The organism is Rossellomorea sp. NPDC071047, assembly GCF_050270195.1.
Classification (GTDB): Bacteria; Bacillota; Bacilli; order Bacillales; family Bacillaceae_B; genus Rossellomorea.
Map to the genome: position 1 here is coordinate 307868 of NZ_JBNNJT010000005.1, position 17857 is coordinate 325724.

Genomic DNA, 17857 nt, shown 5'->3' on the forward strand with positions numbered 1-17857 from the left:
CTCACGTATTTTAGTTTCCAATCAGGATATGGTTCGTTTCTTATAAGGAAGAAGGGGATAAGCGGCCAAAATATCATGTAGTCTGAATCTGCGGAAATCTTTTCGTAATAAGCAATAGGCCAGAATAATATCCCCATCGATTTTTTTAACTATGATCTTTCTCTTCGTACAAATGGACTCAGGAGTCATATAGATGATTTCAATGGGACGTTGGTTCTTGAATGAGCGCTTTAATACCGTATTCATTTGTGAGCTCCTCTCCTGGAAGTATACTCACAGTATATGCGAACAAATGTTCTTTTATACATGGATTCCCAAAAATAAAGGTATAGAACAAAAAATGATTGACATTTTTCCCATCATGACTATAATTTAATATATACCTTTCATTGCGACTTGTTAGCTCAGTGGGAGAGCACTTCCTTGACAGGGAAGGGGTCGTGGGTTCGAATCCCTCACAGGTCATACATAAAGAAAGCCTGCACCTTATAAATTAGGTGCAGGCTTTTTTCTTTTATATGTAGATCAATCTTTATAAAGGATTCTCAGAGTTAAACCGCCTGCCCCGGTGAAAGCGAGCATCCTGTAGCGGAAATCAACTACTACTTTCTTCTTAAGATAGCCACAAAAGTTGTGAAAAGAGCCAAGTAAAAAGGACTCTGTTGGAATTTACGTAAGAGTCCTTGCCAAATCATATCAGGATATGATCACTTCTTTTTAGTTGACTTCTAATTCTTCCTCAAAATAAAACGTGCCAGGATGTTCTTTTACGATATAAGAGAACCGCTTCATATTTTTAACGTATTGCCATTTCAATATTGTCACTGTTTCGCCAGTTTCCTTTATCGTAACCATTGCGCCATTACTAAAACGATTTTTTGTGGATTTCATTGGGCACTCCCTTTCATCTTCTCTCATTATACCACAGTTTACCCTTCATTTTAGAGTCCCATTAGTGATAAATCTTGATAAATATAATGGTAGCGCTTTAACAGGCAATAGGTAGTAATCATTAACATATCAAGAGAACGTTTGATGAGGGGTAAGGTTGTGTCAGAGGTCTGACTTTAAAAACTTCTCCTTGAAGAACTTGCTTATTTGTTTCAATACTGTTATTCTATAGAAGAATTATTTTTGTCCGGTATACGAGGGAAGAACAAGATTTGATTTTTCACCTGATATCGCAAGAATAGTAATACATTGTGTGTAAAGCACTTTAGGAGGCAACAAACATGGAAAATGGTAAAGTAAAATGGTTTAACGCAGAAAAAGGTTTCGGATTCATCGAAGTAGAAGGTGGAGACGACGTATTCGTACACTTCTCAGCGATCCAAGGTGAAGGTTTCAAATCTCTTGACGAAGGTCAAGAAGTATCTTTCGACGTTGAACAAGGTGCTCGTGGACCACAAGCAGCTAACGTACGTAAAGCATAATCTGACTTTACAACTCCAAAAACAGACTCATTCGTGAGTCTGTTTTTTTTTATGTGGATATTTAATTTACCTGGGACTATTTGGAAATTAACGGACGTCTTTCCAATATGTTCGAATGAAGAAGGCCGCTATAAAAAGCAGCCTTTCCATTCATATAATTTACTTTCCTAAATCTTTCTTGGTCACTTCACTGCGAATATTGAGTTCTTTCGAGAATTCAGTATCGCTTTTTTTGTTGTTTGGGTATTTGTTTTTTCGTTCGCGATTATCATTTTTATTAGTCATCGTTATTTCCTCCTGGTTGTAAAAGGTTTTTACATTCTTATTCTTAACAAGGGAAGCTTCGTTATCCTTGGTAAGTAAGGGAAGAGAGTTTTGAGTAGACAGAATTTTAAAAACATTATATCTTTTTCCTCCGTACAACGCTAAAATTAAAGTATATGAGTGGAGGGATTTATCGTGGAAATGAAAGATATAGTCGCATTGGTGACAGGTGGTGCATCCGGACTGGGGGAAGCTACAGTAAGGAGGATTATCGAGGAAGGCGGGAAGGCGTATATACTGGATCTCAATGAAGAGAGAGCAGCTTCTTTGAAAGAGGAGTATGGAGATTCCATTGGCTTTTATAAAACAGACGTTACAAAGGAAGATCAGGTGTTAGAAGCAATGGAGAGATCGATACAGGCTTTTGGCGGTTTTAATACTGTAGTGAATTGTGCCGGGATAGCTCTTCCGGGAAAAGTGGTAGGTAGAAAAGGGATTCACTCTCTTGAACGATTTTCGAAGGTAATAGAGATTAACTTAATTGGTACGTTCAATGTGATACGCTTGGCTGCAGATAAGATGATAGGCAATACACCAAATGACCACGGCGAAAGAGGGGTCATCGTAAATACAGCTTCTGTTGCTGCATTTGATGGACAGATCGGTCAAGCTGCTTATAGTGCATCTAAAGGTGGAGTGGTCGGGATGACTCTTCCGATTGCCAGGGAGCTTGCAAAGGATGGTATAAGGGTCATGTCCATTGCTCCTGGGTTATTTCATACCCCGATGTTTGACACACTTCCTGATGAAGCAAGAAATTCGCTTGGGAAGATGGTGCCCTTTCCACCAAGGCTCGGTCACCCATCAGAATATGCTCAATTAGTGAAGAGTATACTCGAGAATCCAATGCTGAACGGTGAAACGATCCGATTAGACGGTGCAATTAGAATGCAGCCTAAGTAAGTGGTTGAAGCTGATGAAAAGGTTTGCTTAATAAATGAATGCATGTTCATTCATTACAGGAATATGAGAACGTTTAATAAAAATTCATCACTTTGTTAGGAGGTCGAGTACGTATGAAACATCATTATTTAACGGAGGATCATAGCATATTCAGGCAGGCGCTTCGGAAATTTTTACAAAAAGAGGCTTATCCTTTCTATGATGATTGGGAGAAAAACAGGATGGTTCCAAGGGCCTTTTGGACGAAGATGGGGGAGCAGGGATTTCTTTGTCCGGATCTTGACGAAGTGTACGGTGGAAGCGGGGTGGATTGGGGATTTTCCGTGATTATCAATGAAGAATTGGAACGGGTAGGCTCTGGTTTGATCGGGATAGGATTGCATAATGACATTGTGGTCCCTTATATTTCTGAATATGGAAGTGAGGAACAGAAAAAAAAGTGGCTACCCGCATGCACAAGTGGAAAAATGATTACGGCCATTGCCATGACGGAACCTGGTACAGGATCTGATTTAGCCGGGATTAAAACGACGGCTAAGCTTGAGGGGGACCACTATATTGTGAATGGTCAGAAGACCTTCATCACAAATGGGATTCAAGGTGATTTAGTGATTGTTGCATGTAAAACAGATACGACCATCAGCCCGCCTCACAAAGGGATCAGTTTGTTGGCCATCGAAAGGGATGCACCCGGTTTCTCCAGGGGAAGGAAGCTTGATAAAGTTGGTTTGCATTGTCAGGATACAGCCGAGCTGATCTTTGAAGATTGCAAGGTGCCGAAAGATAATTTGATTGGGGAAGAGGGCAAAGGATTTCAATACTTGATGAATAAGCTCCAACAAGAACGTCTTATCGTGGCGATTGCTGCTCAGACTGCTTCAGAAGAAATGTTTTCTCTCACGCTGGATTATGTGAAAAGCCGTGAAGCGTTCGGGAAGGCGATTGGCGGATTTCAGAATACACAATTTAAGATGGCGGAAATGGCGACGGATATTGAGATGGGCAGGGCATTCCTCGATGGTTTGATCGCCGAACATATGGATGGGAAGGATGTCGTGACGAAGGTTTCCATGGCCAAATATAGATTGACTGAAAGGGCAAGGGAAATCGCCACTGAATGCATGCAGCTTCACGGTGGATATGGCTACATGGAAGAGTATCAAATCGCGAGAAGATACAGGGATATTCCAGTTGCCAGTATATATGCAGGGACAAATGAGATCATGAAGGTGATCATAGCGAAAAATCTTGGATTATAGAAAGGAAGAGCAGGATGAGAGAGGTTGTTATCGTTGAAGGGATACGATCTGCGGTTGGGAGACGAAAGGGTTCGTTGAAAGATATGAGGCCTGATGATTTAGCAGGGGAAGTGCTGAAAGGGTTAGTGGAAAGAGCAGGGATTGACCCTGTGCTTATAGATGATGTCATATTAGGGTGTGTTACTCAATCAGGTGAGCAGGCTGGAGACATTGCCAGGGTGGCTGCCTTGATCGCCGGTTTTCCAATCGAAGTACCTGGTACGACAATCGACAGACAATGCGGCTCGAGCCAGCAGGCTGTCCACTTTGCATCACAAGCAATTCTTTCCGGTGACATGGATATCGTGATCGCCGGCGGGGTTGAGAATATGTCAAGAACTCCAATCGGTTCAAACTATCAGGGGTCTCCCTTTAGTGAAAAGCTTAGAGGCAAGCATGAAATCATCCACCAGGGTTTATCTGCAGAACGGATTGCTGAGGAATACGGATTCAGTCGTGAAGATCTTGATCAGTTCGCCTACTCCAGTCATCAAAAGGCGTTAAAGGCTCAAGAGGCTGGTTATTTCGACCGGGAAATTTATGAGGTGACAGTTAACGGTCCGGACAGTACTGTAATCCCGTTTTCTAAAGACGAAGGTCCAAGAAAGGAAACGTCACTGGAGATGCTTTCAAATTTAAAACCTGCATTTAAAGAAGATGGTATCATTCATGCAGGTAATGCAAGCCAAATTAGTGATGGGGCTGCGGCACTTCTATTAATGACACGGGAAAAGGCTGAAGAATTAGGGTTGAAGGCTAGATTTAAGGTTCATACCCGCGTGGTGGTCGGATCCGATCCTACCCTCATGTTAACCGGACCTATACCTGCAACGAAGAAAGTCCTGGATAAAGCAGGATTATCATTGTCAGATATTGATGTTTTCGAAGTGAATGAAGCATTCGCACCTGTTGCTCTTGCCTGGTTGAAAGTGGTAGGAGCCGACCCTTCCAAACTGAATCCAAACGGGGGGGCGATTGCCCTGGGGCATCCATTAGGAGCGAGTGGGGCACGTATCATGGTAAGCATGATGCATGAATTGGAGCGTTCTGGAGGAAGATACGGCCTTCAAACGATGTGCGAAGGCCATGGGATGGCAAATGCAACAATCATTGAAAGACTGGAAGCATAAGTAGAATAAAGTTGCTCATCCCTGTCACAATCCTATTGCCACCCGTGTTATAGTAAAGAAGTGGTAACAGATCATAGGCAAATGGGTGAGAAAAGATGAAACACTTGTGTGAAAAAGTCATTGAATTCAGGGATGAAAGAAATTGGGATGCCAATCATAATGAAAAGGATCTTGCCATTTCCATTTCATTAGAAGCAAATGAACTCCTGGAAAATTTCCAATGGAAAACAAGCCGGGAAGCAGTGGAAGCGACACGTCAAAATATTAAAGAAGAAATGGCTGATGTCCTGATTTATTTAGTTCAGCTGGCTGATAAAATGGATATCGACCTAGAAGAAGAAGTATATGAGAAATTGGAAAAGAATGCACTGAAGTATCCGAAATAAAGATTAGGGACGGGCCACTCGAAAAGGTCCGTCCCTTACTTTGCTCATAATCATCAGGAGATTCTGAAAAAATGGTGGATGTCCCTTACCCCACATTTAATGGCTATATTTTCTTAATGGAAATCGCGTCACGCATTTTTTGCAGGGAGGCTTTGGACAGATCTTTTCTTTTCATCATGGTATTGACATAGAGGGCATCCACGATAGTTAGCTGACTGATTCTTGATGCAAGTGCTTCAGATCGAAATTCGGTTTCCTTAGATACCGTAAAAAGAGGAATGTCGACCCCGTTGCTCAGAGGGGATTTGGCAAAGTGAGTAATGGCAATGGTCGTTACCCGATTCTTCTTGGCTACGTCTAACACTTCCAATAGATCTTTGTTCGCTCCTGAATGTGAGATAAAGACGATTGCATCAGCATCGGTCAATTGGGAAGCGGAGATCAGCTGCATATGGGGGTCGTTGTACGCCGTAGTGCTCATGCCTGTTCTGAGGAACTTATGATGAGCATCCATGGCAACAAACCCCGATCCACCCGTACCATAAAATTCTATTCTTCTGGCACTTATCATTCCTTGAATAGCTTTCGTAAACATTTCTTCGTTCAGCATGCTTAAAGAATCCTCTAATGTTCTGATATTGGACCGGAACACTTTTTGGGCAATAACACCCTCGGAGTCTCCTTCATTGATTGTTTCATGAATATCTTTTATAGGGGTCACCAGGTCGGATGCAAGAGAAATCTTCATGGCCTGGTAGCCTTTAAAGCCCAACCGTTTGCAGAATCGGAAGACTGTAGCATCTGCAACGTTCAGTTCTTCTGCTACACCACTGATGGTGGAGTGGATAATTTTTTCTGGATTAGCAATAATAAAATCTGCAATCACCTTTTCTTTTTCACTGAATTGAGAGTATTGAGATCGGATTCGAGGGAAGCAATGCTGTACCTTTTCCTCTTTCATGCAGGGTAAACCTCCTTTAAGCGAAATCTTCATGAAAATAATTTTAACCTACTTCTTGAAATAAAAAAATATTATTTCATAAAAATCCACCACGGAAAATTATTTCGTATTATAATATATACGGTGAAAATATAATTATTCGTAGTGAAAGGAATGATACATATATGAAAAAACAACAAATAGGGGTTGCAGGTGTCGGAGTGATGGGGAAAAGTCTGGCTTTGAATTTTGAAAGCAGAGGCTATTCCGTTTCCATCTATGATGTGTCTGATGAGAAGGTAAGAGAAGTTCTTGAAGAACATCCAGAGAAGAAAATGGTCGGTACTCATGATGTAAAAGAGTTCGTCCAGTCATTAGAAACACCACGGAAAATATTGATTATGGTTCCAGCCGGTAATATTACCGATAAAGCGATCGAATCATTGCTTCCTCATTTAGATAAGGGAGATATTCTGATTGATGGAGGAAACACATACTTTGAAGATACGATTCGCCGCAATAAGGAACTTGGTGAAAAAGGTATCAACTTCATCGGTGCAGGTGTCTCAGGCGGAGAGGAAGGCGCTTTATACGGTCCTGCTATCATGCCGAGCGGTCAGAAGGATGCATACGATTTAGTCGAGCCTTTCCTGACAGCGATTGCGGCCAAGGTAAAAGGAGATGCGTGCAGTACATATATCGGTCCGGATGGATCTGGGCATTATGTAAAAATGGTCCACAATGGAATTGAGTACAGTGATATGCAGCTTATCTGTGAAGCGTATTATCTTATGAAAAATGTATTGGGTTTAAGCGCAACAGAGCTGCATGAGATATTCAAAGAATGGAACGCGGGGGAGCTCGACAGCTACCTGATTGAAATTACCGCGGATATTTTCACAAAGGTGGATGAAGAAACAGGGAAGCCTCTTGTTGACGTAATTCTGGATACAGCAGGGCAAAAGGGAACTGGGAAATGGACGAGTATTTCTGCACTGGAATTAGGTGTACCTTTGTCCATCATCACTGAATCTGTGTTTGCCCGTTTCATCTCTGCCATGAAGGAAGAAAGAGTGAAGGCGAGTAAAATCTTAAGAGGACCAAGAAATAAGGAGTTCTCCGGTAGCAAAGAAGAGTTTATCGAAATGATTCGTAAAGCCTTATATTTAAGCAAAATTTGTTCATATGCACAGGGTTTCGCCCAGCTTCAATCTGCTTCGGATGAGTATAACTGGAACCTGAAGCCCGGCGAGATTTCCATGATCTTCAGAGGTGGATGCATCATACGTGCAGGCTTCCTGGAAGAAATCAAGAAAGCCTATGATCGTGAACCGGGATTAACGAATTTACTGCTTGATCCGTATTTCAAGGAAATCGTTGAAAACTATCAGGAGGAAGCGAGGGAAGTGGTGGCTACAGCCATTAAATTAGGTATCCCTGTACCTGGTCTTGCGAGTGCTTTAGCATATTATGACAGCTATCGCTCTGAGTCACTGCCAGCCAATCTTCTGCAAGCTCAACGTGATTATTTTGGAGCTCATACGTATCAGCGTGTGGATAAAGAAGGAACATTCCATACGGACTGGTTATCTAAATAAGAAGAAAGCCCTGTGGGATTCCCACAGGGCTTTTGATTAACGTTTTATTCTTTGCTTGATGAGTCATCTTTCGTATGATGCTTATTTTTCTCGTCCCGCTGCTCTTTTTTTAAGTCATCGAGGGGAATTGGATCCACATTTTGCTCACTTTCATGCTGATCGAGAATGCCGTCATGATCTTTATTGATTTGCTCAGGATTGTCATTTGTCCTTTTCGTCATTATCTTTCATCCTCCCTTAATAAGTCCTTGTAGTACCATACCCTTCGTGAGCCGAGAAAAACATAGAGGGGGAATAGAACATAAGAAAGCCACCTATCTGTGCAGGTGGCTTTCTTTAGTGGAGCTTTAGATTTTCACATCAACTTTAGCATTTTTCTTTAAATCTTCTACGTGCTTAACAAGTTTTTCTTGTTTTTTCTGTTGCTCTAACTGAGTCTTGATTTGAGGTTTAACTTCTTCAAATTTTGGAGCATCTTTTGATTCACCCTGACCTTGCTGACTTGCGTACTGATCGTAAAACTTCTTCATTTCATCTTCAGAAACTTCTTCTACTTTGATTTCTTTTTCAACGTAGTTTGTGTATTTGATATTTTCAGCGATTTGAGCTTTTAACTCGTCCATTGTGAATCCGGCTTTTTTCATTGCGTCTTCAAACTTCTTTTCATCACCGTACTGCTTTTTAACTTCTTCCAGTTGTTTATTGATTTCATCTTCAGATGCTTTGTAGCCTTTTTCATCGGCCTGTTGCATAAGGAGTGTTTGTCCGACCAGGCTATCAATAGTTTGTTCTTTGATTTTCTTTGCTGCATCTTTACTTGTCGGGTCTTGTCCCATCTGTTGATATTGCATTTGTGATTGAGTCAATACGTTATTGAAATCCTCACCTTTAATTTTTTCGTCGTTTACAATAGCAACGATCTTATCTTTTTCAATCTTTTGTTCATCCATTTTCTTTTGCATTTCTTCCATTTGCTTCGCTTGCTCTTCCTGAGCCTTTCCATCGCTTTTCTCTTCTGTTTTCGCTTTATCGTCAGCTTGTTTTTGGCTCTCCTCGTTCGAACCGCAAGCGGCTAGTCCAATCGTTAATAATGTCAATAGTAAAGTCGTTAATAATTTTTTCATAATAGACCCCTTTCAGAAGTAAGGTGTGATTTCGAAAAAAATCACTTAATGCGCATTTTAAAGGAAAAGCCCGTAAAAAGAAAGTATTTAAGCCGAAAAGTATAGATTGTAATGAGGTTGAAATACAGCGGGTTACTAATATGGTCCCTCTTTCACTGTAATGTATGCGATTACATCCGACTTTCAACTGCGGGGCTGAAATGAAAATGAAAGAAGACTTTCTTTTGGATGCTAAAAAAAAGAGACTGCTTAAATCGAGTTCTTTTCCTCCATTTAAACAGCCTATAAAAAAATATTGGGGACCAAAGAATACTGTCAAACAACCTTCTATTTGAATTATAGAGAGTGGCTACATTTTCTTCAACTAACATTTAGGAAGGTGTCGGCTGACTAGTGTCCTTTTGAAGGCAGTATTCAATCTTCTTCTATTCTTTTCATGAAAAATAATAATTATAAGCATATTTTAATGGGGGGGTTCCTTCCTATCGTTTAACTTGTCTCATCTCTTGACTTTAAGAGGGTAATAGAGTGATACTATTAAAAGATTTCAACTTCTAAACAAAATGAATAGTTTCACTTGTAAATTCATTTTCAATCGTTTATGATGATACAGAACACAACATTTTGTGTTTTGTTAAATTATTTTATCTATATATTGATTATAACCTGTGAATAGGGTGTCTGAATGGACTTAAAAGGGAATCCGGTGTGAATCCGGAACTGTCCCCGCAACTGTAAGTGCTGACGAAATAAGGAACTGCCACTGTCATATACGATGGGAAGGCCTTAAAGTAGGGTGAAGCACGAGTCAGGAGACCTGCCTTGTTTATCACGTGTTATCTTCTTCGGGAATTGGGAGGATAAAGCGAGGATTGGAGTAGGCCCTTTAGTCTATTCATATATCTTTCGTATATAAAAGCCCATCCGTTTGAAAGGATGGGCTTTTTTTGAATCCTTCCCACACTGTATAAATTTGGGAGGAATGATGATGTCAATCGTATCACAGGATCATAGGATCACAATGGAAGCAAAAAGGGTTCTAACAAATCTCCACAGTCGCTTTCCACAACTTCATTTTAATGAATTCGATGAAAAGACTTATAAGTATGCAGACGGTCAATCTGAATTGAATAAAGAAAAGCTTTATCATTTCATGATCCTCGCGGCAGTCGAACGGATCACTGCTCATGAACCTGATTGGACATATGTGGCTGCAGAATTATATTTAATGAAACTCTATCGTACGATCGCATATTCAAGGAGAGTGGAAGAAAGCGAGTTGTACAGTTCCTTTTCTGAATTAATTCAAGACTTGACTGATAGGAAACTATATACGTCTGCATTATTGGAATCATATAGCAAAGATGAAATTGATTCCTTGGGGAGGATCATGGATTCATCTAACGACCATCTGTTTACGTACATAGGGATCGTCACTCTATCAGAGCGATATTTAACTAAGTCCCATGATGGTGAAATCCTTGAATTACCTCAGGAACGATTGCTGATCATCGCCATGACACTCTTTATGAACGAACCCCGTGAAAAGCGGCTGGCGCTTATTGAAGAAGCTTATTGGGCCATGTCTAATTTGTATATGACGGTAGCAACACCTACGTTTGCCAACGCCGGCAAAAGCCATGGTCAGTTATCGAGCTGCTTTATAGATACGGTAGCCGATGATTTGAGAAGTATTTATGACAGCAATACAGATGTTTCCACACTAAGTAAAAACGGTGGCGGTCTCGGTATCTATCTGGGGAAGGTACGAAGTAGAGGAAGTAATATCAAAGGCTTCAAGGGAGTAAGTTCCGGTGTTATTCCATGGATGAAACAATTAAATAACACAGCCGTATCCGTTGATCAATTAGGTCAACGTCAAGGAGCGATAGCTGTTTATTTGGATGTATGGCATAAAGATATTTTTCCTTTTCTAGATACACGCTTAAACAATGGTGATGAAAGGCAGCGTACTCATGATCTATTCACTGGAGTCAGCTTACCGGATTTATTTATGGAACAAGTGGAGAGGAGAGGGGATTGGTATTTATTTGATCCCCATGAAGTGAGGATGGTCATGGGGTATTCCCTGGAAGATTATTATGATGAGTATGATGGAGAAGGTTCGTTCAGAGATAAATATTGGCAATGTGTAGAATGTCCCGGTCTTTCCAGGGAAAAGGTTCCGGCAATTGAAATTTTCAAGCGGATCATGATTTCCCAACTCGAAACGGGAACGCCCTACATGTTTTACCGAGATACAGTCAATCGGCTGAATGCCAATGGGCATAAGGGAATGATTTACTGCAGTAATCTGTGTACGGAAATCGCCCAGAATATGAGTGCAACCGTCATGGAAGAAGAGGTCATAAAAGACGGGAAAATCATTACCTATAAATCTCCCGGAGATTATGTCGTCTGTAATCTGGCGTCTGTTTCTTTAGCCAAAACAATCATGGATGATGAGCTGGAAAGGGTCGTATCCATAGGAGTGAGATTACTTGATAACGTCATTGATATTAATAAACTTCCAGTACTGCAAGCCCAACTGACAAACAGACGCTATAGAGGGATTGGATTGGGAACATTTGGGTGGCATCACCTCCTAGCATTAAAAGGTTTGAAATGGGAGAGCATTGAAGCAGTTGATTACTGTGATTCAATATACGAGGATGTTGCTTATTACACGATCAAAGCCAGTCAAGAACTAGCGAAAGAAAAAGGCTCCTATCCATATTACAGCGGGTCCGACTGGTCGACTGGCGAGTATTTTTCAAAAAAAGGATATTCAGGACCGAGGTGGGATGCACTCCGGGAAGATGTTTCTTCACAAGGAATCAGAAACGGATATTTAATGGCCGTTGCGCCAAATTCGTCCACTTCGATCATAGCCGGCTCTACAGCAAGCATAGATCCCTTATTCAGATTAGAATACTCGGAAGAAAAGAAGGATTATAAGATCCCTGTTACAGCACCTGATTTATCACCTAAGACGACCTGGTATTACAAAACGGCTTATAACGTAGATCAGCACTGGAGTATTAAACAGAATGAGAAAAGACAGCGACATATAGATCAAGGAATATCGTTTAACTTGTATGTACGGAATGATATCAAGGCGATAGAGTTACTATCTCTTCATTTAGATGCATGGAAGTCAGGATTGAAAACGACCTACTATGTGAGATCGACGTCTGTTTCAAATTTTGAAGAATGTGAAAGCTGCCATAGCTGACTGGGAGGAAGATGATAAAATGAATGGATTAAAACAGCGAATCTTAATAGATTCTGAGGCACCAAATAAATCTACAGGAATTGTAAATGGACAAAGTTCGAATATATTAAACTGGGATGATGTCAGGTTTTCATGGGCCTATCCAAAGTATAAGAGAATGCTTGGGAACTTCTGGACGCCTTTTGAGATCAATATGGCAAAGGATATCAAGCAGTTCCCGGCTCTTTCATCAAGGGAGCAGGAGTCTTTTTTGAAAATCATCGGCCTGCTGGCTCTCCTTGATAGCGTGCAGACAGATTACGCCGGTAAAGTGGCAGACTATCTCACGGATTCCAGCCTGAATGCATTGATGATCATTCTGGCACAGCAAGAGGTCGTCCATAATCATTCGTACAGTTACGTGTTATCCAGTATCGTATCCAAAAAAAAGCAGGATGAAGTATTTGATTTCTGGAAGAACGATCCGATCTTGAAAAAACGGAACGAATTTATAACGAATGGATATAAAGGGTTTGTTGAATTCCCTACCATAGAGAATCTATTAAAATCGATCATCTATGATGTCATTCTGGAAGGGTTATTCTTTTACTCAGGTTTTGCCTTCTTCTACAATCTGGCCAGAAATCAAAAGATGGTGGCGACATCAACGATGATTAATTATATCAATCGGGATGAACAGCTTCATGTCGGCTTATTTGAAAAAATATATAAAGAAGTCCTCAACGAGAATCCCGCTTATCAAACGGATGAGCTGCGTGACTTCGGGCATGATGCATTCAAACAGGCAGCTCTCCTGGAAATAGAGTGGGGAAGGGAAATCATCGGATCTCACGTTGAAGGTCTTTTGATGAGCGATCTTGAAGATTATATTAAATTCATGGCGAATAAAAGAGCCAAACAGCTGGGGTTTGAAGAACCATTCGAAGGATACAAGACCAACCCATTAAAATGGATCATCGCCTATCAGGAAGTGGATAGAGGGAAGACCGATTTCTTTGAACAGAAATCAAGGCAATATACGAAGACATCGGATGCTAATGGGTTTGATGAACTGTAATAACTATAGCGGAGGGACGTTCGGGCAGAAGATAGCTCTATAATCGTGGTTATCCAGTTCGCCGTTATATTTGAAATTTCGCCGATAAAAGTACTGATTTCGCCGATAAAATCAAAATACCGCCGATAAAATGAAAAATTCGCCGATATCCAGGCAACGTAATATAAAATCAACTAATAATGGAGGGGATTTTGGTATCATGATACTGAAATGGACTAATTTCCTTTCAAAATGCGTTTTTTCAGAACTAAAAGCTAGGAAAAGGAAGTTTTTATTTTCAGAATTTATACAACATCATAACAATCTCCCCATAAGAAAAGCGAGTCATCATGACTCGCTTTTTGACTTATTTCTTCTCAATAAAAGGTCCATAATCTCTTCTCTTATGTTGAACGGCGACCCATTTAACCGTTGTGAATTCTTCAAGAGCCCATTCGCCATTGAAGCGGCCAAGTCCGGAATCCTTTTCTCCTCCGAATGGCAAATGGGGTTCATCATTCACAGGTTCATCATTAATATGAATCATCCCGGTCTTTACTTGGTGAGCCAAATTCGTCGCTCTCTCTATCGAGGAAGAGTGTACTGCTCCGCTTAGGCCGTATGGATGCTCATTGGCAAAACGGATCGCCTCATCGGCATCTTCAAACGGGATGATGGCTGCTACAGGTCCAAAGATTTCATTCTTCGCAATCGGCATTGAGTTGGTGACATGAGTGATTACTGTGGGGTGCAATAAGTTCTCATCAGCGTTGCCTCCTAATACCACTTCCGCTCCTTGTTCCTTGCTGCTTTCAATATCCTTCAAAATGCGGTCCACCTGATTTTGATCAATTAAGGGTCCGATATGGGTGGTTTTAACTGAGGGATCTCCAGTATTTAGTTCTTTTACACGAGATACAAAAGCTTTCACAAATTTATCGTATATCCCTTTTTGAACCATGATCCGATTAATGGACATGCAAATTTGTCCTTGATGATAAAATTTTCCGAAAAGGGCGGATTCAACTGCCTGATCGAGATCTGCATCATCAAGAACGATAAAGACGTTGTTTCCGCCTAACTCAAGAGCAGTCTTCTTCAGGTTCTTCCCTGCGAGAGCTCCTATTCCACGTCCAACTTCAGTCGAACCGGTAAAGGAAATCAATCTGGGAATCGGGTGAGCAACGATATCATCACCAATTTCTGACCCCTTTCCAACGATTACATTCAACAATCCCTTCGGCAGTCCTGCTTTTTCAAAGATACTTGCAAATAATAGACCACCTGTCACAGGAGTGTGAGTAGCCGGTTTAACAACAACACCGTTTCCGGTTGCCAATGCCGTCGCAATTGAGCGAACTGCTAAATGGAAGGGGAAGTTCCAGGGGCTGATTACTCCCACAACTCCCAGCGGTTCTCTATAGACACGGTTTTCTTTTCCGGGCACTTGAGAAGGCAGGATTCTACCTTCCATTCTGTAAGGGTAGGTAGCTGCTTCCTTCATACTATTTATGGAGACCTTCACTTCGCCTGCAGCTTTCATGTAAGTGCTGCCAGACTCTTTGATAAGCCAATCAATGATGAATTCCTGATTGTCTTCGACGACTCGAACGGCTTTTTCCATCACTTCTCTTTTTACTTGAGGAAGTTCCTCCGCCCAGCTTACTTGTGCTTTCTGTGCTGATTGATATGCGGTGTCGAGATCCTCTTTACTGGCAGCTTTAATGGAACAAAGCTCTATATTATTGAATGGGTTTTTATTAGGAATCATATTCTCACTGCTCCCTTTTACCCATTCTCCATTAATAAACAGTTTATCAAATTGTGTATTCATGATTATTCCTCCTCATTATTCAATATCCACTATATTGTTTACACTCTGGAGAAAGTGCTTAAACAAGAAGCAGAGAGTTTGAGCTTCCATTACCAATAATATGAAAATAAATGTTTAACTCTCCCAGTGGTGGGAATATACATATTAGATTGAATGAGAGGAGAGGTTTTACATGACAAATCATTCTACAGAAGAAAAAATGGAATCTAAGGTGGACAAAACGTTAGATAATATGTCCCAGGATAAAAAAGAGGATATATTATCTAACTTTGATCATTTCAAACAATACTTAGGTAATAAAGTTTCCTTGGCGGATAAGTTAGGGATGAATGAAGAACAGCAGGCAAAGGCAGCCCAGAAGGTTGGGGATTATCTTGCGGCTCATGAGGAACCGAAGAATAGAGAAGAAAAGTTATTATATGAATTATGGAAATCGGGTAATAAGGAAGAGCAGCATATGCTTGCCCATATGTTAGTGAAGCTTGTTCACGCTGAATCATAAAAAGAGAGGGCATCTGAATGGATGCCCTTTGCTTATGCTTTTTTACATATGTATTTCCGGGTCTACCTTTACCGTGACATTCCCTTTGATGGCACGGGTGATCATGCAAGACTGCTCTGCTTTCATCAACAATTTCTTCGTAAGGGTTATGTCTTTTTCAGTAGTGGAGGGACCCAATGTCAGTACAGGGCGGTGAATAATTTCTTTGTATGTAATGATCCCTTTTTGAACTTCCACAATTCCTTCAGATGTCATCGCTAAGTCCGTTTTCTCAATATGACTTCGTTCAAGCATCGCTGCCAGAGTGATGATGTAACAGGTAGCTGCTGCTCCAAGAAGCATTTCATCAGGGTTTGTTCCTATTCCAGGCCCATCCATTTCAGTAGGAATGGATATCTTCGTGTGAAAATTTTCCGAGCTTAAAGTACCTGTATCATTTCGCAGACCCGGCCAATCAGTAGATATATGAAAAGAGTGTCTAGCCATACAAATAAACCTCCTAATAAGCATGGTATGGTTATTGTATCCGCTTTTTAATGTGATGGCAAAGAAAAAAGACCCTACAGAGTAGAGTCTTTCGAATTAGCATGAATTATGCTTTAGTAACGTTAGCAGCTTGGTCGCCACGGTTTCCTTGAACGATTTCGAAAGAAACTTTTTGACCTTCTTCTAAAGTTTTGAATCCTTCGCCTTGAATAGCTGAGAAGTGTACGAACACGTCGTCTCCACCTTCGCGCTCGATGAATCCGAAACCTTTTTCTGCGTTAAACCATTTAACTGTACCTTCTAACATAATGTTACCTCCTCGTGTGTTCTCCACACAATTGTATTACTATTCTTGCTCACGTAACTTCAAGGCGAAAAGCTTTAAAAACTTTGTCTATCCTTCCATTCCGAACAAAAATAATTCTCTTACATAATATCAGGTAACCATTTAAAAGGCAACCCTTATGAATGAAGGAATTAAAAATAGGCAGAAAAATGTGTGAATTTCACTTTTACTATATGAGCCTCACAAAAAAATGCAAAATGCAAAGGATTTAGAGGTTCGTACGGACATTCCACAATTCAGGAAAGAACCGATGGTCCAGAACCTTTTTTAGGTAGCCTACGCCGCTTGATCCTCCCGTCCCCATTTTATGACCGATGATCCGTTCCACGGTTTTCATATGTCTGAAGCGCCATTGCTGTAGCCAATCCTCGATATCGATCAACTTTTCGGCTAATTCGTATAAATCCCAATACTGATCGGGTTGCTTATAAACTTCTGTCCATGCATCCAATACAGACTGATCTTCCGTGTAATGCTTCTTATAGTCCCGAAGAAGTACATCTTCATGAATGGGTAATCCTGCTTTTGATAGGGCAAGGATAGAAACATCATAAAGGGAAGGGGCTTCGTGTGCCTCTTCAAGCTGAGCTAATAACTCAGGATCCTTCTTATAAATCTCCAATACATGTTTCGTTTTATAGCCAAGGGCAAATTCGATCATTCTATATTGGTAGGATTGAAATCCTGAGGCTTGCCCAAGGCTGTCCCTGAATTGAACGTATTCTGATGGTGTAAGTGTAGATAGCACATCCCATGCATGAATGATTTGCGACTGAATCTTTGAAACACGTGCCAACATTTTAAATGCAGGAGAAAGTTCACCTTTTTGAATGGAGGTGATACTGGCTTTGATTTCATGCAGAATCAATTTCATCCATAACTCGCTTACTTGATGAATGATAATGAATAACATTTCATCATGGTGACCGGATAAACGTTTCTGACTATGGAGTAGTGTATCCAGGCCAAGATATTCACCATAGGTCATTTTATTAATAAAGTCGGTGTATACATCTTCATTCCCCATTGTTTCCTTGTTGTTTACCATATAGATTCTCCCTTTCCTTTCGTCTGCTTCATACAGTGATGCTAGAAATTTTCTTTCTATTATTGATTTCTTGAATGAGAGGGAGAAATCCTTTATTAGTTTCGGGTATTTTCTTGAATTTTGTGTTGTTTTTGAATTCCTTTGTCTATTTGTTCAATAGTGGTATTCATTCAGAAAAAATTTAATCCTAATATGGTAAGTTGTGTTAATATTAGATCAATTTATTATGCATGT

19 protein-coding genes, 1 tRNA gene and 1 riboswitch are annotated in these 17857 nt (G+C 40.6%); of the genes, 10 read left to right on the forward strand and 10 right to left on the reverse strand.

The annotated features are described in order from the left end of the window. Positions 1-21: 21 nt before the first annotated feature. Positions 22-246: a hypothetical protein gene (locus ACQKFO_RS18150; protein ID WP_427600241.1), complete on the reverse strand. Its 225-nt coding sequence runs from the start codon at positions 244-246 to the stop codon at positions 22-24. Between the two features lie 147 nt (positions 247-393). On the opposite strand from ACQKFO_RS18150, the gene ACQKFO_RS18155 reads away from it, so the two are divergent. Then, positions 394-465 (forward strand) — tRNA-Val (locus ACQKFO_RS18155). 252 nt (positions 466-717) lie between these two features. Here ACQKFO_RS18155 and ACQKFO_RS18160 read toward each other — a convergent pair. After that, entirely contained in the window at positions 718-891 is a 174-nt protein-coding gene (locus ACQKFO_RS18160; RefSeq protein WP_324747862.1) for a hypothetical protein, read from the reverse strand. 341 nt (positions 892-1232) lie between these two features. Here ACQKFO_RS18160 and ACQKFO_RS18165 point away from each other — a divergent pair, with 341 nt between their 5' ends. After that, positions 1233-1433, forward strand: coding sequence for a cold-shock protein (locus ACQKFO_RS18165; protein ID WP_034763533.1), 201 nt, complete (start codon positions 1233-1235; stop codon positions 1431-1433). A gap of 159 nt (positions 1434-1592) precedes the next feature. Here ACQKFO_RS18165 and ACQKFO_RS18170 read toward each other — a convergent pair whose 3' ends face one another. After that, the gene (locus ACQKFO_RS18170) at positions 1593-1718 is read right to left on the reverse strand and encodes a hypothetical protein (protein WP_258549658.1); all 126 of its coding nucleotides are present in this window, start codon (positions 1716-1718) and stop codon (positions 1593-1595) included. Between the two features lie 174 nt (positions 1719-1892). Here ACQKFO_RS18170 and ACQKFO_RS18175 point away from each other — a divergent pair, with 174 nt between their 5' ends. The 4 genes from ACQKFO_RS18175 to ACQKFO_RS18190 all read left to right on the forward strand — a co-directional run bounded on the left by ACQKFO_RS18175 (position 1893) and on the right by ACQKFO_RS18190 (position 5474). Then, the gene (locus ACQKFO_RS18175; protein ID WP_427600242.1) at positions 1893-2660 is read left to right on the forward strand and encodes a 3-hydroxyacyl-CoA dehydrogenase; all 768 of its coding nucleotides are present in this window, start codon (positions 1893-1895) and stop codon (positions 2658-2660) included. A gap of 113 nt (positions 2661-2773) precedes the next feature. Further along, positions 2774-3919 (forward strand): acyl-CoA dehydrogenase family protein, encoded by a 1146-nt coding sequence (locus ACQKFO_RS18180; protein ID WP_427600243.1) that lies wholly within the window; start codon positions 2774-2776, stop codon positions 3917-3919. Between the two features lie 14 nt (positions 3920-3933). Further along, complete coding sequence (locus tag ACQKFO_RS18185) at positions 3934-5088, forward strand: thiolase family protein (RefSeq protein ID WP_427600244.1); 1155 nt, start codon at positions 3934-3936, stop codon at positions 5086-5088. 95 nt (positions 5089-5183) lie between these two features. After that, a complete protein-coding gene (locus ACQKFO_RS18190) occupies positions 5184-5474 on the forward strand; it encodes a nucleotide pyrophosphohydrolase (protein ID WP_427600245.1) in 291 nt (96 codons plus the stop codon). Between the two features lie 103 nt (positions 5475-5577). On the opposite strand, the gene ACQKFO_RS18195 is transcribed toward ACQKFO_RS18190, so the two are convergent. Beyond that, positions 5578-6435, reverse strand: a complete 858-nt coding sequence (locus tag ACQKFO_RS18195; protein ID WP_427600246.1) for a MurR/RpiR family transcriptional regulator — start codon at positions 6433-6435, stop codon at positions 5578-5580. 164 nt (positions 6436-6599) lie between these two features. Here ACQKFO_RS18195 and gndA point away from each other — a divergent pair, with 164 nt between their 5' ends. Next, the gene (gene gndA, locus ACQKFO_RS18200; RefSeq protein WP_427600247.1) at positions 6600-8012 is read left to right on the forward strand and encodes an NADP-dependent phosphogluconate dehydrogenase; all 1413 of its coding nucleotides are present in this window, start codon (positions 6600-6602) and stop codon (positions 8010-8012) included. A gap of 44 nt (positions 8013-8056) precedes the next feature. Here the strand turns inward: gndA and ACQKFO_RS18205 are convergent, their stop codons facing one another. Next, positions 8057-8233 carry a hypothetical protein gene (locus tag ACQKFO_RS18205; protein WP_187443482.1) on the reverse strand — a complete coding sequence of 59 codons (177 nt, stop codon included), beginning with the start codon at positions 8231-8233 and terminating at the stop codon, positions 8057-8059. 126 nt (positions 8234-8359) lie between these two features. Then, a complete protein-coding gene (locus ACQKFO_RS18210) occupies positions 8360-9136 on the reverse strand; it encodes a SurA N-terminal domain-containing protein (protein WP_427600248.1) in 777 nt (258 codons plus the stop codon). A gap of 658 nt (positions 9137-9794) precedes the next feature. Next, positions 9795-9975: riboswitch (cobalamin riboswitch) on the forward strand. Between the two features lie 182 nt (positions 9976-10157). Here ACQKFO_RS18210 and ACQKFO_RS18215 point away from each other — a divergent pair. Continuing rightward, a complete protein-coding gene (locus tag ACQKFO_RS18215; RefSeq protein WP_427600305.1) occupies positions 10158-12371 on the forward strand; it encodes a ribonucleoside-diphosphate reductase subunit alpha in 2214 nt (737 codons plus the stop codon). Positions 12372-12390: 19 nt separating this feature from the next. Beyond that, entirely contained in the window at positions 12391-13428 is a 1038-nt protein-coding gene (locus ACQKFO_RS18220; protein WP_427600249.1) for a ribonucleotide-diphosphate reductase subunit beta, read from the forward strand. Positions 13429-13774: 346 nt separating this feature from the next. Here ACQKFO_RS18220 and ACQKFO_RS18225 read toward each other — a convergent pair whose 3' ends face one another. Then, a complete protein-coding gene (locus ACQKFO_RS18225; RefSeq protein WP_427600250.1) occupies positions 13775-15241 on the reverse strand; it encodes an aldehyde dehydrogenase family protein in 1467 nt (488 codons plus the stop codon). A 172-nt stretch (positions 15242-15413) separates the two neighbouring features. Between ACQKFO_RS18225 and ACQKFO_RS18230 the strand changes: the two genes are divergently transcribed. Further along, on the forward strand, positions 15414-15743 hold the full coding sequence (locus ACQKFO_RS18230) for a DUF3243 domain-containing protein (protein ID WP_427600251.1): 330 nt from the start codon (positions 15414-15416) through the stop codon (positions 15741-15743). A gap of 42 nt (positions 15744-15785) precedes the next feature. On the opposite strand, the gene ACQKFO_RS18235 is transcribed toward ACQKFO_RS18230, so the two are convergent. The 3 genes from ACQKFO_RS18235 to kynA form a co-directional block, all read right to left on the reverse strand. Beyond that, the gene (locus ACQKFO_RS18235; RefSeq protein WP_427600252.1) at positions 15786-16229 is read right to left on the reverse strand and encodes an SACOL1771 family peroxiredoxin; all 444 of its coding nucleotides are present in this window, start codon (positions 16227-16229) and stop codon (positions 15786-15788) included. A gap of 106 nt (positions 16230-16335) precedes the next feature. After that, on the reverse strand, positions 16336-16536 hold the full coding sequence (locus ACQKFO_RS18240; protein WP_034763568.1) for a cold-shock protein: 201 nt from the start codon (positions 16534-16536) through the stop codon (positions 16336-16338). Positions 16537-16783: 247 nt separating this feature from the next. Further along, the gene (gene kynA, locus ACQKFO_RS18245; RefSeq protein ID WP_427600253.1) at positions 16784-17623 is read right to left on the reverse strand and encodes a tryptophan 2,3-dioxygenase; all 840 of its coding nucleotides are present in this window, start codon (positions 17621-17623) and stop codon (positions 16784-16786) included. Positions 17624-17857: the final 234 nt, after the last annotated feature.